We start from the raw sequence: 16019 nt of genomic DNA on the forward strand, positions 1-16019 counted from the left end.
ACCCTGTGACCTCCGGGGGGATGCACGGAGGGGAAACGATCATGAACACCACACAGACGGGGCCACACACCGGCAGGCCGGACGACCTGCACACCGCCCACACCGGCGACCCCCGCATCGGCTGGTCCGCAACCACCACACCCCACCCCCCAACCCTCCACCACCGCCGCGACGGCATACTCCCCACCGTCGCCGCCGCCCTCTCCGTCCGCGGCACCACCCTCACCGGCACCGCCGCCCGCGGCGACCAACCCCCACCCCTGCACCCCCTCGTCCAGGACTTCCTCGACACCCTCACCAGCGCCCAACGCGACCGCTCCACCGGCCGCTGCGCCGAAGCCCTCCTCATCTCCCGCCACATCACCGCCGCCGACGCCACCCGCAGCAGACGCGCCGCCCGCCGCCCCATGACCAACGGCGAAGCCAGAAAAACCCTCAAACAAGCCAAACTCACCACCCGCCACATCCGCGAGGACGGCGACCCCCTCCACGGCAGCTTCGCCACCCCCTGCCGCGCCTGCACCGCCCTCAGCGCCCACTTCGGCGTCCGCGTCGTCAACCCCGCAAACGACACCTGAACCACCCCCCGCCCCCACCCGCACCCGCACACCCACCCGCACCCGCACCCGCACCCGCACCCGCACCCGCACCCGCACCACGAACGAAGGGCAGATGCACCCCGACCGCACCTCCACCACACGCTTCCCCGTACCCGTCGACGCCGCCCTACGCGCCGCCGGCTGGCAACCCGGACGCTGGGACATCAAACAAGCCGAAATCTGGGCCGACACCCTCCGCGAACACACCTCACCCGCCGGCCACCGCCACGCCGTCTTCCCCGCCGCCGTCGAAGCCTGGGCCGAATTCGGCGGACTCACCATCACCCCCACCGGACCCGGCCGCCAGATCGCCCCCACCACCCTCCACATCGACCCCCTCCACGGCCTCCACCTCGCCCGCACCCTCGCCGACCTCGGCCGCGCCCTCGACACCGAAGTCGCCCCCCTCGGCGCCGAAGCCGACGACCGCGCCCTCCTCGCCATCGACGCCGAAGGCCGCGTCTACGCCCTCGACCACACCGGCGACTGGTACCTCGGCCCCGACATAGACCAAGCCCTCCACGCCCTCACCGCCGGCACCCAACCCACCCGCCTCACCGCAACCTGACCCCCGACCCACGCCCGCGCGCCAAGCGGACAGGACACACAGCCACCACCCCACCCGCCTACGACGCCGGAATCACCGCCGACACCCGAAAACCCCCCGCCTCCGTCGGCCCCGACACAAACACCCCGCCCAACGCCACCACCCGCTCCCTCATCCCCACCAGCCCATTCCCCCCCGACGGCAACCCCGCCGACGACGCCGACCCCGCCTCCGGCGGCGCCCCGTTCTCCACCTGCATCGCGATCTCCCCCACCCGATGCGCCAACCGCACCTGCGCCTTCGCACCCCCCGCATGCTTGTGCACGTTCGTCAACGCCTCCTGCACCACCCGATACGCCGTCTGCTCCACCTCCGGCGCGTACGACCGCACCTCGCCCTCCACCGACAGATCCACCACCATCCCCGCAGCCGCCGACTGCCCCACCAACTCCTCCAACTCCGCCAGACACGGCCCCTCACCCTCCTCCACCACCACCGCGGCCACCCCCACCACCACCGAAGCCGCCGCCACCCGCTCCACCCCGCTGCCACTCCCACTACGCAACACCCCGAGCATCTCCCGCAACTCGGTCAACGCCTGCCGCCCCATGTCACCCACCAGCGCCGCGTTACGCACCGCCTTCTCCGGATCCTTCCGCGCCACCGCCTGCAACGCCGCCGCATGCACCACCATCAGACTCACCCGATGCGCCACCACGTCGTGCATCTCCCGCGCGATCCGCGTCCGCTCCTCGTTACGCGCCCACTCCGCACGCTCCTCCGCCCGCTCCGCGAGCAACTGCAACTCCCGCTCAAGACTGTCCGCCCGCTCCCGCAAGCTCTCCATCAACCGCCGCCGCGCCCCCACATACAGCCCCAGCAACAACGGCGGCGCCGTCAACCCCAACGACGTCGTGATCGCCGCGAACGGAATGAACCAGTCCCCGATCGTCAGACGTCCCTGATCCAGACTCTGCCGCACCCGCACGAACGTCACGATCAACGTCCCCACCAACTGCATCCCCGCCAACGAGGCGATGATCCGCCGCGGCAACTCCGACGCCGCCAGCGTGTACAGCCCCACGATGCCCATCAGGTAACCCATCTGCGCCGGCGTGATCGCGATCGCCACCAGCACCACCGCGATCGGCCACCTCCGCCGCACCACCAGCACCGAACCCGCCAGCAGACCGAACACCACCCCCACCGCCACAGGAAGCCCCGCGTCCCGCGCGAACGGCACCCCCTCCACCGCGCACTCCACAGCCGACACGAGCCCCAGCCCCGAGTCGAACACCGCGCTACGCCGTCTGGCCCACCACAGCGGCCCTCCCCGGACCGCCGTGTCCTCTTCCCCCGTCATGGTCATGCCCCCAGCCTACGGGCGCACCCCCCGCCTTTTCCGGCGACTTTCCGCGACCGCCCCCCACCACGCACCGTAACCGAACGCATCGAAACCCCCGCTATCCCTCGAACGGATGAACCAGAACCGTTCGACCCCGGAACCCCACATTCCGCCCGGACGGTATGCGTATGACACATGCGACTGGCAAGTACGCCGACTTCGAGGGGCTGCGGGAACGGGCGCTGGCCTTGCGCCGGGCAGGGCTCAGCCTCCGGCAGATCCGCGACGAGCTTCAGGTCCACAACAAAGAGACGCTGCAACGACTCGTCGAGGGCGAGCCACCCCCTGAATGGACGAAACGCCCGCGCGCTAAGGACGACCTCCGCGAGAGGGCGCGAGAGCTACGACAGCAAGGCTGGACGTACAACCAGATCCAGGCGGAACTGGGATGCTCCAAGAGTTCGGTGTCACTCTGGGTACGAGATCTGCCCCATCCGGAGCCCAAGTGCACACCCGAGGAACAACGAGAACGCATGAACGCGGGACTGGCGCGGCTCAGGGCCTCTCGCGAGCAGGAGCGCGAGGCCGCAAAGCGGGAGGCGGCTGCAGCGATCGGGGCCCTGTCGGACCGGGAACTATTCCTCACGGGTGTCGCCCTCTACTGGGCCGCACGATCCGCAGACCGGGCGCAAGAACACGGGAGACACCTACCGCGGGCGCTTCGGCATCAAAGTACGGCAAGGAGTTGACCTGTACCGTCGCATCGAGGGTGCCTGGTACGGCATAGTAGGTGCTGCCTGTCCGAGTGATCTACGAAATCGGACATAAGGGTAATCCCGGGTCGTCTAAGGGCAAGACGTCAGATTTTGGATCTGATCATGGGGGTTCGAGTCCTCCCCCGGGAGCAAAGCACAGTTCGGGTCCTGCCCCAACATGGGGGCGGGGCCCGCTCTCATGTCCGCCGGAAAACGCCCCGGTATCCTTCGGATGTCCCCACCTCTCCACAGCCGAAGGGCAACTCCGTGAGCGCCATCCGCCCGGCAGCCGTCGTCGTACTCGCAGCGGGTGAGGGAACCCGTATGAAGTCGGCCATACCGAAGGTCCTCCACGAGCTCTGCGGCCGCAGTCTCGTGGGCCACGTGCTGGCCGCCGCCCGTGAACTGGACCCCGAGAACCTGGTCGTGGTGGTCGGACACGCGCGCGAGAAGGTCACCGCGCACCTCGCCGAGGTCGACGCCGCCGTGCGCACCGCCGTGCAGGAGGAGCAGAACGGCACCGGGCACGCCGTGCGGATGGGGCTCGAGCAGCTGGGCGGCGGTGTGGACGGCACGGTGGTGGTCGTGTGCGGTGACACGCCGCTGCTGACGGGTGCGACGCTTGCGGAGCTGGCGGCGACGCATCACGCGGACGGCAACGCGGTCACCGTGCTGACCGCCGAGGTGCAGGATGCGACGGGGTACGGGCGGATCGTGCGGAACGGGGCTTCCGGGGCCGTGACGGCGATCGTGGAGCACAAGGACGCGGATGACGCGGTGCTGTCGATCCGGGAGATCAATTCCGGGGTGTTCGCGTTCGACGGGCAGCTGCTCGCGGACGCGTTGAAGAAGGTGCGCACGGACAACAGTCAGGGCGAGGAGTATCTGACGGACGTGCTGGGGATTCTGCGTGAGGCCGGTCATCGGGTGGGTGCGTCGGTGGCCGCCGATCACCGGGAGATCGCCGGGATCAACAACCGGGTGCAGCTGAGCGAGGCGCGCCGGATCCTGAACGACCGGTTGCTGGCCGCGGCGATGCTGTCGGGTGTGACGGTGATCGACCCGGCGACGACGTGGGTGGACGTGACGGTGACGTTCGAGCGGGACGCGGTGGTGCATCCGGGTACGCAGCTGCACGGGAGCACGCATGTGGGCGAGGGCGCCGAGGTGGGTCCGAACAGCCGGCTGACGGACACGGTGGTCGGTGCGGGGGCCCGGGTCGACAACACGGTGTCGAACGACTCGGAGATCGGGGCGGGCGCGTCGGTGGGTCCGTTCGCGTATCTGCGTCCCGGTACGCGGCTGGGGGTGAAGAGCAAGATCGGTACGTTCGTGGAGGCGAAGAACGCGTCGCTCGGTGAGGGGACGAAGGTTCCGCATCTGTCGTACGTGGGTGACGCGACGATCGGTGAGTACAGCAACATCGGTGCGGCGAGCGTGTTCGTGAACTACGACGGGGAGAGCAAGCACCACACCACCGTCGGCTCGCACTGCAAGACGGGTTCGGACAACATGTTTGTGGCTCCGGTCACGGTCGGGGACGGTGCGTACACCGCGGCCGGGTCCGTGATCACGAAGGATGTGCCGCCCGGTTCGCTGGCCGTGGCCCGTGGTCAGCAGCGGAATATCGAGGGCTGGGTGGCCCGTAAGCGTCCGGGCAGTGCGTCGGCGAAGGCGGCCGAGGCGGCCTCTCGTCAGGGCGAAGGCGAAAGCTGACCGGAAACGGGCACGTCGAACACGGCGTACCGTGATAAGTGCACACCCGCACCCCACCAGCTGAGACGGCCCCGTCGCGCCCAGCGGCGAGGTTTCTCGACATCCAGCTGAGACACCTCTGAGGAGACAGTGCTGTGACCGGGATCAAGACGACCGGCGAGAAGAAGATGATGTTCTTCTCCGGCCGCGCCCACCCCGAGCTTGCCGAGGAGGTCGCCCACCAGCTGGGTGTCGGGGTCGTCCCGACGAAGGCCTTCGATTTCGCCAATGGTGAGATCTATGTTCGCTACCAGGAGTCGGCGCGCGGTGCGGACTGCTTCTTGATCCAGAGCCACACGGCTCCGATCAATAAGTGGATCATGGAACAGTTGATCATGATCGATGCGTTGAAGCGGGCTTCGGCGCGTTCGATCACCGTCATCGTGCCGTTCTACGGCTATGCGCGTCAGGACAAGAAGCACCGTGGGCGTGAGCCGATCTCGGCGCGGCTGGTCGCGGATCTGATGAAGACGGCGGGTGCGCACCGGATCCTGACCGTGGATCTGCACACGGACCAGATCCAGGGGTTCTTCGACGGTCCGGTGGATCATCTGTTCGCGTTGCCGCTGCTGGCGGACTACGTGGGCCGGAAGGTGGACCGCGACAAGCTGACGGTGGTGTCGCCGGACGCGGGCCGGGTGCGGGTGGCGGACCGCTGGTGCGACCGTCTGGGTGCGCCGCTGGCGATCGTGCACAAGCGGCGTGACAAGGATGTGGCGAATCAGGTGACGGTCCACGAGGTCGTGGGCGAGGTCAAGGGCCGTGTCTGTGTTCTGGTGGACGACATGATCGACACGGGTGGCACGATCTGTGCGGCTGCGGACGCGTTGTTCGCGCATGGTGCGGAGGACGTCATAGTGACGGCGACGCACGGTGTGCTGTCGGGTCCGGCGGCGGATCGTCTGAAGAACTCGAAGGTGAGTGAGTTCGTGTTCACGAACACGCTGCCGACACCGGGTGAGCTGGAAGTGGACAAGATCACGGTGTTGTCGATCGCTCCGACGATCGCGAACGCGGTGCGTGAGGTGTTCGAGGACGGTTCGGTGACGAGCCTGTTCGACGAGCAGTGACGGCTGCCCTTCGGGGCATGCTCCGGGGCGTCCTCCGGGGCGTCCTCCGGGGCAGGTTCTAGATCGATTTCGTGTACGGCCTTCCCGCTGCGTAAGCTGTGACAGTTGCTCGGCGAGGGAGGCCGTACGCGTGTGTGTGGCGCGTGTGTACGGCGGTCCGTTATCGACGCGCTCTTCGTAGCAGGCCGATGGTTTGGCCGGGTGACCACCTTTCCCCCGTTCTACGAGGAGTGAACATGGCTGAGCTGAAGCTTGCCGCCGAGTCCCGGACCGAGTTCGGCAAGGGCGCTGCCCGTCGTATCCGTCGTGCCAACAAGGTTCCGGCCGTGGTGTACGGGCACGGTGCCGAGCCGGTGCACATCACGCTGCCGGGTCACGAGCTGCAGCTGGCGCTGCGTACGCCGAACGTGCTGCTGAGCCTGGAGATCGAGGGCAAGACGCAGCTGGCGATCCCGAAGGCCGTGCAGCGTGACGCGATCAAGGGCTTCCTGGACCACGTCGACCTGCTGCTGGTGAAGCGCGGCGAGAAGGTCAACGTCGAGGTGTTCGTGCACACCGAGGGCGACCTGGCGCCGGGTGCCTACCTGCTCGAGCACGTGCTGAGCACGCTGAACGTCGAGGCCGAGGCCACCCACATCCCCGAGTCGGTCACCGTCTCCATCGCGGGCCTGGAGGCCGGCGCGGCCATCCTCGCCAAGGACATCCCGCTGCCCGAGGGCACGACGCTGGCGACCGACGAGGACGCGGTCGTTCTGCAGGTTCTGGCCGCTCAGGCGGAGGAGGCTCCGGCTGAGGCCGAGGCCGAGGCCACCGAGGCCTGATTTTCCGGTAGCTCATTCTCCGTCGGCCGCCGTTCCCTTCGGGGGGCGGCGGTCTGCGCGTATCAAGGAGACATGCAGGTGACGATGGATGCGAACGCGCCGTGGCTGCTCGTGGGTCTCGGCAATCCGGGGCCGGAGTACGCGATGAACCGGCACAACGTGGGGTTCATGGTGGCGGATCTGCTGGCGACGCGGATGGGGGGGCGGTTCAAGCGGGCGGGGAAGGCGCAGGCGCAGGTGGTGGAGGGCCGGATCGGTCCGCCGGGGGTGGGGAGCCGGCGGGTGGTGCTGGCGAAGCCGATGTCGTTCATGAACTTGTCGGGTGGTCCGGTGAACGCGTTGCGGGAGTTCTACAAGGTGCCGCTGGCGAACGTGGTGGCGGTGCATGACGAGTTGGACATCGATTACGGCGTGCTGCGGTTGAAGCTGGGTGGCGGGGACAACGGGCACAACGGTCTGAAGTCGATGACGAAGGCGATGGGTGCGGAGTATCACCGGGTGCGGTTCGGGATCGGGCGTCCGCCGGGGCGGATGCAGGTGGCGGATTTCGTGCTGAAGGATTTCTCGTCGGCGGAGCGCAAGGAGTTGGACTACTTCGTGGACCGGGCGGCGGATGCGATGGAGGCGTTGGTGCTGGAGGGTCTGGAGGGGGCGCAAAGCACGTACAACTCGTGACTTGTCTCCCGGCGAGGTTGACGTTGGTTCAGTGATGGCTGATGATCCCGGCCATGTCTGGCTCTGCAGTCTCGTCGCATCGCCGTGGGGGTCCGTCCCGGAAGCATTCGGCCAAGGGGTCCGCCAAGGGCCGGGTCGCGGGCTCGGGGGCCGCCGGGGGCGCGGCCTCGGCCCGGGGGGCCGCCGGGGGTTCTGCTTCGGCGGTGGTGCTGCGGTGGGGGCGGTGTGCGGTGATGGGTGTGCTCGCGGTGCTGATTCTGGTGGCGGGGGTGTGGGGTTCCTGGGGTTCGGCGCAGCACGTGATGCTGACGAAGGGGCGGGAGCAGGGGACGGTGGCGGTGACGGGGTGTGCCGGGGGGAGGTGTGTGGGGCCGTACACGCCGTTGTCGGGGGGGTCGAGGGCGCGGGCGCGGGTGGTGCTGGATGAGTCGGTGGCGGTGCGTGAGGGGCGGACGTACACGGTGGTGCTGAAGCCGGGTGGTGATCGTGCGGTGCGTTCGGGGCCTGCGGGGGTGTTGTACGCGTGGGTGCCGTTCGGTGGGGCGTTGTTGTTGGCGTCGGTTGTGGTGGCGGGTGGTCTGGGTCGGGTGCGGGCGGGTTGGGTGTTGGCGGGGTCGGGGGTGGCGTTGCTGACGGCGGCGTTCGTGACGGTGTGAGTGGGACGGGTCGGGGAGAGCGGGGCGGGTGGGGGAGCAGGCGGGTTGGGGTGTGGGGACGGGCGAGGGGCGCCTCCGGGTTCGTACGGATTCGTACGGACTCGGGGGCGCCCCTCGTGGTGTGTGTGGGGGGGGTCAGCCGGTGTTGCGCAGGCCTGCGGCGACGCCGTTGACGGTGAGGAGGAGGGCGCGGGAGAGGAGGGGGTCGGGTTCGGCGCCGGCGGCTGCGGCGTCGCGCTGGCGCTTGAGGAGGGTGACCTGGAGGTAGGAGATGGGGTCCAGGTAGGCGTCGCGGATGGTGAAGGTCTGCTTGAGGACGGGGGTGGCGTCGAGGAGTTCGCGTTCGCCGGTGATCTTGAGGACTTCGGCGACGGTGAGGGCGTGTTCGGCCTTGATGCGGTCGAAGACGTGCTTGAGGTGGTCGGGGACGAGGGTGTCGACGTAGTGCTGGGCGATGCGCAGGTCGGTCTTGGCGAGGGTCATCTCGACGTTGGAGATGAAGTTGCGGAAGAAGTGCCACTGTTGGTGCATCTCGTCGAGCACGGTGTCGAGGCCGGCTTCGCGCAGTGCCTTGAGTCCTGAGCCGACGCCGTACCAGCCGGGGACGATCTGGCGGGACTGGGTCCAGCCGAAGACCCAGGGGATGGCGCGCAGGCCGTCGAGGGAGACGCCGGAGCCGGGGCGGCGGGAGGGCCGGGAGCCGAGGTGCAGGTCGGCGAGCTGGTCCACCGGTGTCGACGCGAGGAAGTATGTCGGCAGGTCGGGGTCTTCGACGAGGGTGCGGTAGGCGGCGTGGGCGGCGTCGGAGACGGCGTCCATGGCGGCGTCCCAGCGGGCGAGGGCTTCGTCGGACTGGCGGGGGGCGGTGTGCAGGGCTGAGGCCTGGAGGGTGGCGGCGACGGTGAGTTCGAGGTTTTCCCTGGCGAGGGAGGGGATGAGGTACTTGTCGGAGATGACCTCGCCCTGTTCGGTGACCTTGATCTCGCCTTCGAGGGTGCCCCAGGGCTGGGCGAGGATGGCGTCGTGGGAGGGGCCGCCGCCGCGGCCGACGGTGCCGCCGCGGCCGTGGAAGAGGCGCAGGCGTACGCCGTAGCGGTGGGCGACGTCGCGCAGGCGGCGCTGGGCGCGGTGGATCTCCCACTGGCTGGTGGTGATGCCGCCGAACTTGGAGGAGTCGGAGTAGCCGAGCATGACTTCCTGGACGTCTCCGCGCAGTGCGACCAGTCGGCGGTACGACGGGTCGGAGAGCATGTCCTCGAGGATGGTGTCGGCGGCCTTGAGCTCGTCGGTGGTTTCCAGGAGGGGGACGATGCCGATTCTGGCCCAGCCGGCGTGGAGGTCGATGAGGCCGGCTTCGCGGGCGAGGACGGCGGCGGCGAAGACGTCGTCGGCGCCCTGGCACATGGAGATGATGTAGGACTCGATGACTTCGGGTCCGAAGACTTCGAGGGCGCGCTTGACGGTGAGGAAGACGCCGAGGGTCTTCTCGCCGGCGGCGTCGACGGGGGCGGGGACGGGTGCGAGGGGCCTGCGTGACCTGAGTTCCTTGGCGAGGAGCTTGGTGCGGTACTCGCGGGGCATGTCGGTGTAGCGCCAGGATTCCTCGCCGAGGCGGTCGAAGAGCTGGCCGAGGGTGTGGTGGTGGGCGTCGGCGTGTTCGCGGACGTCCATGGTGGCGAGTTGGAGGCCGAAGGCGGCGAGGGTGCGGATGGTGCGGTTCATGCGGCCGTCGGCGAAGAGGGCTCCGCGGTGTTCGCGCAGGCTGGTCTGGATGAGGGTGAGGTCGTTCAGGAGTTCGGCGGTGCCGAGGTAGTCGCGTCCGGGTTCGTGGGGGGTGCCCTTGGCGAGGCGTTGCTTGGTGTTCTCGAGCTTCTGGCGGATGCAGGTGGCCTTGAGGCGGTAGGGCTCTTCTGCGTTGAGGCGCTTGTAGCGGGGACTGATCTCGGGCAGTTGTTCGAGGTCGGTCTGGAGGGAGGTGAGGAGTTCCTCGGTGGCTCCGGTGTAGCGGATGGAGTTGGAGAGGAAGCCGCGCAGTTCGTCGATGGTCTCGAGGGCGTCGTTGATGCCGTGTTCGTGCTGGAGGATGAGGACGTCCCAGGTCACGGAGGGGGTGACGTTGGGGTTGCCGTCGCGGTCGCCGCCGATCCAGGTGCCGAAGGTGAGGGGGCGGGTGTCGTCGGGGAGCTTGACGCCGACGCGCTCCAGTTCCGCCGTCAGGTCCTCGAGGACGTCGCCCACGGCGCCCGCGTGGAGTTCGTCGAGGTAGTAGATGGCGTTGCGGGCCTCGTCGGCGGGTTCGGGGCGGACGACGCGCAGTTCGTCGGTCTGCCAGACGAGGTCGATGTTCTCGGCGAGGCGGGTGTCGTGGCGCCGGCGGTCGGATTCGATGACGGGGGTCTCGAGGAGCGCGGCGATGCGCCGGAGCTTGTTGAGTACCGACCGGCGTGCGGCTTCGGTGGGGTGCGCCGTGAAGACGGGGCGGACGTTGAGGTGGCGGACCGTCTGCTGGACGTGTTCGGGGTCGGCGTCCTTGAGGCGGTCGGCGGTGCGGGCGAGGAGGCCGCCCTCGGCGGCGCGGCGTTCGCGCAGTTCGCGGCCGCGGTGGACCTGTTCGGTGACGTTGGCCAGGTGGAAGTAGGTGGAGAAGGCGCGGACCAGCTTGGCCGCGGTCTCCAGTTCGATGCCGCGCAGCAGTTCGGCGGCGGCGTCGCCGTCCTCGCGGGTGAGGCGGCGGACCTTTTCGACCAGGTCGAGGAGTTCGGGTCCCTCCTGCCGGACGAGGGTCTCGCCGAGGAGGTCGCCGAGTCGGCGGATGTCGGCGCGCAGCTCGGGGCTGGTCGTGGTCTGGTCGTCGGCACTGCTCACAGGTGCGGCTCCTTGCAGTGTTGAAGCTCGTCCAAGCGGGAACTCGGACATCCTCCCCGCGGGCAGGCGTCGCATACGGGGTCGGACATCCGGGAAGAAAACTCAGCGGACCGCGCTGTCCGACCGACTCCAAGGATAGGTGTCTGTGGGGACGCGCAGGTCGGCGGGCTCTTGCCGCGAGGCGGCGCACTGCCATACTTACGATGCCGTAGGTTACGGGACCGTAGGAAGTACCGTGCGGTTCCGGCGGTACGGCTCCTCCCCCATTCCCAGACCCCCCAGGGGACGCGCATGACCACAGGCTCCAATGTGATCGAAGACCCTTCCAAGCCATCCGCCGACAGTTCCGCGCCGCTCGCCACTCTCGGTGGTGAGCAGAAGCGTTCGATCGAGCAGATCTCTCTGCTGCTCTTCATCGTCGTCCCGTTCCTGGCGGTGCTGGCGGCTCTGCCGCTGGCCTGGGGATGGGGGGTGAGCTGGCTGGACCTGGGGCTGATGGTCTTCATGTACTTCCTCGGCTGCCACGGCATCACGATCGGTTTCCACCGTTACTTCACGCACGGTTCGTTCAAGGCGAAGCGGCCGCTGCGGATCGCGTTGGCGGTCATGGGCTCGCTGGCCGTGGAGGGTCCGCTGGTGCGCTGGGTGGCGGACCACCGCAAGCACCACAAGTTCTCCGACGCGGAGGGCGACCCGCATTCGCCGTGGCGGTTCGGGGAGACGGTCCCGGCGTTGATGAAGGGCCTGTGGTGGGCTCATATCGCATGGATGTTCGATGAGGAGCAGACCTCGCAGGAGAAGTACGCGCCGGATCTGATCAAGGACCCGGCGATCCGTGCGATCTCGCGCCAGTTCATCCTGTTCACGGTGGTGTCGCTGGCGATCCCGCCGCTGGTGGGCGGTCTGGTGACGATGTCCTGGTGGGGCGCGTTCACGGCGTTCTTCTGGGGTTCGCTGGTGCGGGTGGCTCTGCTGCATCACGTGACGTGGTCGATCAACTCGATCTGTCACGCGGTGGGCAAGCGTCCGTTCAGGTCCCGGGACCGGTCCGGCAACGTGTGGTGGCTGGCGGTGCTGTCCTGCGGCGAGTCCTGGCACAACCTGCACCACGCCGATCCGACGTCGGCGCGGCACGGGGTGATGCGGGGCCAGGTGGACTCCTCGGCCCGGTTCATCCGGTGGTTCGAGATGCTCGGCTGGGCGTACGACGTGCGCTGGCCGTCACGCTCGCGTATCGATTCGCGCCGTATCACGGACGGGGACGGCTCCCGGCAGGGGAAGGCGGCCGCTGAGGCTGCATGATTGACGGCGTGGCGACCGATCCCAGCAGTAACTCCAGTCCCAGCAGTGATGTGAAGCCGCGGCGCGCACGGCGTACCCGCATGACGGGGGCCGAGCGCCGGCAGCAGTTGCTGGAGATCGGTCGCACCCTGTTCGCGGCGAAGGGCTTCGAGGGCACGTCGGTGGAGGAGATCGCGGCGAAGGCCGGGGTGTCCAAGCCGGTGGTGTACGAGCACTTCGGCGGCAAGGAGGGGCTGTACGCGGTCGTCGTGGACCGGGAGATGCGCCGGCTGCTGGACATGGTCACGTCGTCGTTGACGGCGGGCCATCCGCGGGAGCTTCTGGAGCAGGCGGCGTTCGCGCTGCTGGACTACATCGAGGAGTACACGGACGGTTTCCGCATTCTGGTGCGGGACTCTCCGATCCCGCAGTCGACGGGGTCCTTCGCGTCGTTGATCTCGGACATCGCGACGCAGGTGGAGGACATTCTGGGCCGCGAGTTCAAGAGCCGCGGCTTCGATCCGAAGCTGGCGCCGCTGTATGCGCAGGCGCTGGTGGGGATGGTCGCGTTGACCGGTCAGTGGTGGCTGGACGTGCGGCGTCCGAAGAAGGCGGAGGTGGCGGCGCATCTGGTGAACCTGTCGTGGCACGGTCTGGACGGCCTGGAGGCCAAGCCGCGGCTGATCGGGCACCGCAAGAGCTGAGCCGCCGGCACGACCCGTCGGCCACGACACACACCCGCGGCAGGCCCCCCGTCCCACGGACGGGGGGCCTGCGGCGGGTCTGGGCCCGGCTCAGTGCTTGAAGACGTCCTTCGTCTTCTCCTTGGCCTGCCGGGCGTCGCCCTTCGCCTGGTCGGCGCGGCCTTCGGCTTCGAGCCTCTCGTTGCCCACGGCGCGCCCGACCGTTTCCTTCGCCTTGCCCTTGGCCTGTTCCATCTTCGCCTTGGACTTCTGCTCGCCTGCCACTGTCCATCACTCCCAGTCAGGTCTGCGGGGTCTGCGTGTGGTCTGTGTCCTGCGAGTGTCCCTGCTGGGGCCGCTCAAACCCGCCCGGCTCCTCGCCGGCCTCCGGCGGGTCGGGTTCCAGGAACTCCAGTCGGTTGCCGACGGGGTCCTGGGCGTAGAAGCGGCGGTGTCGGGGCAGGGCGTCGTCCCACTCGACGCGGACGCCGTGGTCCGCCAGCCGGGCCGCGTACGCGTCGATGCCGGTGACCCGCAGCCCGGGGTGGGCCTTGCGGGAGGGCCGGAAGCCGGGCTCGACGCCCAGGTGGAGCTGGACGGCGCCGGCCTGGAACCAGCATCCGCCGCGTGCGGCGAGCACCGGCGGCTTGGGGATCTCGGTCATGCCGAGGGCGCCTGTGTAGAAGGGGCGCAGGAGGTCTTCGGAGCCGGGCGGGGCGGCGAGCTGGACGTGGTCGACGGCGGTCAGCATGCCGGGCCTCCGTCCTTCGTGGCCACGGCGAACAGGCGGCGAAACGGCAGGACGGTGCCGTAGGGCGCGCTCGGGTAGGCCGCGCGGAGCTGGTCGCGGTAGGCGGCGGTGAAGGCGTCGCGGGCGTCGGGGTCGTCGGCGAGGGCGTCGAGGACGGGGCGCAGGCCGGTGCCGGCGACCCAGTCGAGGACGGGGTCCTCGCCGTGCAGGACGTGGAGGTAGGTGGTGGTCCAGACGTCGGCGGTGCAGCCGGTGCGGGTCAGCCGGTCGAGGTAGACGCCGGGGGCGTGGACGGAGTCCTCGCGGCGCAGGACGTGGCCGAGGCGGCTCTGCCAGCGGGGGCTGTCGGCGAGGTCGCGCATGAGGGCGTGCAGGGGCGCGTCGGTGTTGTGCGGCATCTGGAGGGCGAGGGAGCCGCCGGGGGCGAGGCCGTCGATCCAGCCGGGGAGGGCGTCGAGGTGGCCGGGGACCCATTGGAGGGCGGCGTTCGACACGAGGAGGTCGTAGGTCTCGGGGGGCGTCCAGTCGGTGAGGTCGGCGTGGGCGAAGTCGAGGCGCGGGCCGGCGTGGGCGGCGGCGTCGGCGAGCATCTGCGGGGAGTTGTCGTAGCCGGTGACGTGGGCGGTGGGCCAGCGGTCGGCGAGGAGGGCCGTGACGTTGCCGGGGCCGCAGCCGAGGTCGGCGATGCGGGGCGGGTCGCCGGGGAGGTCGGGGACGCGGGCGAGAAGGTCGGCGAAGGGGCGGGCGCGGTGGCCGGCGTGGCGTAGGTACTGGGCGGGATCCCAGGTGGGGTTGGTCGTCATGATCGTCACTGTCTCCGGCTTTTATCTTGACGTCAAGATGTTCGACATCAAGAGACTTCACGTCGACACAACCACTACACTGATCGTCATGGAGGACGAGGTCGATCGGCTGGTCGCAGCGTGGCGCCGGGAGCGCCCGGACCTCGACGTGGAGCCGCTGGAGGTACTCAGCCGCGTGAGCAGACTTGCCCGGCACCTGGACCGGGCGCGCCGGCTGGCGTTCTCCGAGCACCAGCTCGAGCCCTGGGAATTCGACGTCCTGACGGCGCTGCGGCGCGCGGGGGCGCCCTATCAGCTCTCGCCGGGGCAGCTGCTGACGCAGACGCTGGTCACCTCGGGCACGATGACCAACCGCATCGACCGGCTCGCGAAGAAGGGCCTGGTGGAGCGGCTGCCGGACCCCAGCGACCGGCGCGGGGTGCTGGTGCGCCTCACGGACGACGGCAAGGACCGCGCCGATCAGGCGCTCGCCGGGCTGCTCGACCAGGAGCGGGCGATCCTGGCCGAGCTCTCCCCGTCCCAGCGCGGCGACCTGGCGAGCCTGCTACGCCAGCTGACCGCCCCGTTCGACAACATCCCCGGTTAGGGCCTGCCCCAGGTCCGCCGGCCCGACCCCGGCGCGCCGGGCGAGGGCCACCGCGGCGAGGGTGGAGTGCACTCCCAGCTTGCCGAGCACGTTCTGCATATGGGTGCGGACGGTGTGCGGGGAGAGGAACAGGCGTTCGGCGACCGCCTTGCGGCCCAGACCCGCGACCATGCAGCGCAGCACCTCGCGTTCCCTCGGCGTGAGGGACTCCACCAGCCGCTCGCTCTCTGTGCGGTGCTTGCGGGCGGCCGTCAGTTCCCGCAGGACGCCGGTGAGCAGGGCGGCGGGCAGATGCGTCTCGTCGCGCAGGACGCCGCGGATCACCGTCAGCAGACGGGACAGCGAGCAGTCCTTCGCCACCCAGCCGGACGCCCCGGCCTGCAGGGCACAGGCCGCGCGCTGCGGGTCGTCCTTCTCGGCGAGGACGACGATCCGGATGTGGGGCTGTGCGACGCGGACGCCGGCGACCAGGGGGATCCCGTCGACCGGGCCGTCCTCCCCCACCTCCTGCACGGGCACCGCGGGCCGTATGCCCGGCAGCCCGCCGAGGTCGGCGTCGACGAGCAGCACGTCGTACCGGCGTCCCTCGGCGACCGCGCGTTCCAGGCTGCGCAGCGCCGCGGGGCCGCTGCCGGCCGCGGACACGTCGACGTCGGGCTCGGCCGCCAGCGCCGCGGCGAGCGACTCGGCGAAAATACGGTGGTCGTCGACGACCAGTACACGAATGCGAACCACGAAACCCCCTTCCCCGAGCTCCTTGACGGAGCAGGGGATACCCCAAAGGTCCGGAGACGGGAAACGGACGACCGCCGCGGGCAGGACGCCCC

Annotated in this window: 15 protein-coding genes, 1 tRNA gene and 2 pseudogenes; 12 read left to right on the plus strand and 6 right to left on the minus strand. The window is 69.5% G+C overall.

All coding sequences use genetic code 11. From position 1 onward, the window contains the following. Positions 1–41 precede the first annotated feature (41 nt). Positions 42–578 carry a YwqJ-related putative deaminase gene (locus tag QA802_RS17620; protein ID WP_334523475.1) on the plus strand — a complete coding sequence of 179 codons (537 nt, stop codon included), beginning with the start codon at positions 42–44 and terminating at the stop codon, positions 576–578. Between the two features lie 94 nt (positions 579–672). Continuing rightward, positions 673–1167, plus strand: coding sequence for an SUKH-3 domain-containing protein (locus QA802_RS17625; RefSeq protein WP_319166862.1), 495 nt, complete (start codon positions 673–675; stop codon positions 1165–1167). A gap of 58 nt (positions 1168–1225) precedes the next feature. Here QA802_RS17625 and QA802_RS17630 read toward each other — a convergent pair whose 3' ends face one another. Further along, positions 1226–2515 carry a sensor histidine kinase gene (locus QA802_RS17630; protein WP_334523479.1) on the minus strand — a complete coding sequence of 430 codons (1290 nt, stop codon included), beginning with the start codon at positions 2513–2515 and terminating at the stop codon, positions 1226–1228. Between the two features lie 164 nt (positions 2516–2679). Here QA802_RS17630 and QA802_RS17635 point away from each other — a divergent pair. The 7 genes and pseudogenes from QA802_RS17635 to QA802_RS17665 all read left to right on the plus strand — a co-directional run bounded on the left by QA802_RS17635 (position 2680) and on the right by QA802_RS17665 (position 8223). Then, a pseudogene (locus QA802_RS17635) lies at positions 2680–3319 on the plus strand (helix-turn-helix domain-containing protein). A gap of 6 nt (positions 3320–3325) precedes the next feature. Next, positions 3326–3396, plus strand: a tRNA-Gln gene (locus QA802_RS17640). A 117-nt stretch (positions 3397–3513) separates the two neighbouring features. Next, complete coding sequence (gene glmU, locus QA802_RS17645) at positions 3514–4962, plus strand: bifunctional UDP-N-acetylglucosamine diphosphorylase/glucosamine-1-phosphate N-acetyltransferase GlmU (protein WP_334523482.1); 1449 nt, start codon at positions 3514–3516, stop codon at positions 4960–4962. A gap of 134 nt (positions 4963–5096) precedes the next feature. After that, on the plus strand, positions 5097–6071 hold the full coding sequence (locus QA802_RS17650; RefSeq protein WP_319166854.1) for a ribose-phosphate diphosphokinase: 975 nt from the start codon (positions 5097–5099) through the stop codon (positions 6069–6071). A gap of 236 nt (positions 6072–6307) precedes the next feature. Continuing rightward, positions 6308–6892: a 50S ribosomal protein L25/general stress protein Ctc gene (locus tag QA802_RS17655; protein ID WP_319166852.1), complete on the plus strand. Its 585-nt coding sequence runs from the start codon at positions 6308–6310 to the stop codon at positions 6890–6892. A gap of 72 nt (positions 6893–6964) precedes the next feature. Then, a complete protein-coding gene (gene pth / locus QA802_RS17660; protein WP_334523486.1) occupies positions 6965–7567 on the plus strand; it encodes an aminoacyl-tRNA hydrolase in 603 nt (200 codons plus the stop codon). Between the two features lie 233 nt (positions 7568–7800). After that, positions 7801–8223 carry a hypothetical protein gene (locus tag QA802_RS17665; RefSeq protein WP_443042136.1) on the plus strand — a complete coding sequence of 141 codons (423 nt, stop codon included), beginning with the start codon at positions 7801–7803 and terminating at the stop codon, positions 8221–8223. A gap of 135 nt (positions 8224–8358) precedes the next feature. Here QA802_RS17665 and ppc read toward each other — a convergent pair whose 3' ends face one another. Continuing rightward, a complete protein-coding gene (gene ppc / locus QA802_RS17670; protein WP_334523490.1) occupies positions 8359–11088 on the minus strand; it encodes a phosphoenolpyruvate carboxylase in 2730 nt (909 codons plus the stop codon). A 291-nt stretch (positions 11089–11379) separates the two neighbouring features. On the opposite strand from ppc, the gene QA802_RS17675 reads away from it, so the two are divergent. Together QA802_RS17675 and QA802_RS17680 are read left to right on the plus strand one after the other, a co-directional pair. Then, positions 11380–12390 carry an acyl-CoA desaturase gene (locus QA802_RS17675; protein ID WP_334523492.1) on the plus strand — a complete coding sequence of 337 codons (1011 nt, stop codon included), beginning with the start codon at positions 11380–11382 and terminating at the stop codon, positions 12388–12390. Continuing rightward, positions 12387–13073: a TetR/AcrR family transcriptional regulator gene (locus QA802_RS17680; protein WP_107443566.1), complete on the plus strand. Its 687-nt coding sequence runs from the start codon at positions 12387–12389 to the stop codon at positions 13071–13073. The genes QA802_RS17675 and QA802_RS17680 overlap by 4 nt, the downstream gene beginning before the upstream one ends. Positions 13074–13163: 90 nt before the next feature. Here the strand turns inward: QA802_RS17680 and QA802_RS17685 are convergent, their stop codons facing one another. From QA802_RS17685 to QA802_RS17695, 3 genes and pseudogenes are all read right to left on the minus strand, one after another. Further along, positions 13164–13337, minus strand: a complete 174-nt coding sequence (locus QA802_RS17685; protein WP_069768604.1) for a CsbD family protein — start codon at positions 13335–13337, stop codon at positions 13164–13166. A 109-nt stretch (positions 13338–13446) separates the two neighbouring features. After that, positions 13447–13803, minus strand: a pseudogene (locus QA802_RS17690) (VOC family protein); the annotation flags it as partial. Next, the gene (locus QA802_RS17695; protein WP_334523500.1) at positions 13797–14606 is read right to left on the minus strand and encodes a trans-aconitate 2-methyltransferase; all 810 of its coding nucleotides are present in this window, start codon (positions 14604–14606) and stop codon (positions 13797–13799) included. The pseudogene QA802_RS17690 and the gene QA802_RS17695, both read right to left, overlap by 7 nt. A gap of 88 nt (positions 14607–14694) precedes the next feature. Here QA802_RS17695 and QA802_RS17700 point away from each other — a divergent pair, with 88 nt between their 5' ends. Beyond that, complete coding sequence (locus tag QA802_RS17700; RefSeq protein WP_107443563.1) at positions 14695–15192, plus strand: MarR family winged helix-turn-helix transcriptional regulator; 498 nt, start codon at positions 14695–14697, stop codon at positions 15190–15192. On the opposite strand, the gene QA802_RS17705 is transcribed toward QA802_RS17700, so the two are convergent. Beyond that, positions 15151–15927, minus strand: a complete 777-nt coding sequence (locus QA802_RS17705; protein WP_334523503.1) for a LuxR C-terminal-related transcriptional regulator — start codon at positions 15925–15927, stop codon at positions 15151–15153. The genes QA802_RS17700 and QA802_RS17705 overlap by 42 nt on opposite strands. Positions 15928–16019: the final 92 nt, after the last annotated feature.

This window comes from Streptomyces sp. B21-105 (assembly GCF_036898465.1).
Taxonomy (GTDB): domain Bacteria; phylum Actinomycetota; class Actinomycetes; order Streptomycetales; family Streptomycetaceae; genus Streptomyces.

Excerpts from the sequence above, each read along its gene's own strand:
- QA802_RS17680 (WP_107443566.1), top strand. The coding sequence starts at position 12,387 with ATGATTGACGGCGTGGCGACCGATCCCAGCAGTAACTCCAGTCCCAGC.
- QA802_RS17625 (WP_319166862.1), top strand. The coding sequence starts at position 673 with ATGCACCCCGACCGCACCTCCACCACACGCTTCCCCGTACCCGTCGAC.
- QA802_RS17675 (WP_334523492.1), top strand. The coding sequence starts at position 11,380 with ATGACCACAGGCTCCAATGTGATCGAAGACCCTTCCAAGCCATCCGCC.
- QA802_RS17620 (WP_334523475.1), top strand. The coding sequence starts at position 42 with ATGAACACCACACAGACGGGGCCACACACCGGCAGGCCGGACGACCTG.
- QA802_RS17700 (WP_107443563.1), top strand. The coding sequence starts at position 14,695 with ATGGAGGACGAGGTCGATCGGCTGGTCGCAGCGTGGCGCCGGGAGCGC.
- QA802_RS17655 (WP_319166852.1), top strand. The coding sequence starts at position 6,308 with ATGGCTGAGCTGAAGCTTGCCGCCGAGTCCCGGACCGAGTTCGGCAAG.
- QA802_RS17695 (WP_334523500.1), bottom strand. The coding sequence starts at position 14,606 with ATGACGACCAACCCCACCTGGGATCCCGCCCAGTACCTACGCCACGCC.
- pth (WP_334523486.1), top strand. The coding sequence starts at position 6,965 with ATGCAGGTGACGATGGATGCGAACGCGCCGTGGCTGCTCGTGGGTCTC.
- QA802_RS17665 (WP_443042136.1), top strand. The coding sequence starts at position 7,801 with ATGGGTGTGCTCGCGGTGCTGATTCTGGTGGCGGGGGTGTGGGGTTCC.
- QA802_RS17630 (WP_334523479.1), bottom strand. The coding sequence starts at position 2,515 with ATGACCATGACGGGGGAAGAGGACACGGCGGTCCGGGGAGGGCCGCTG.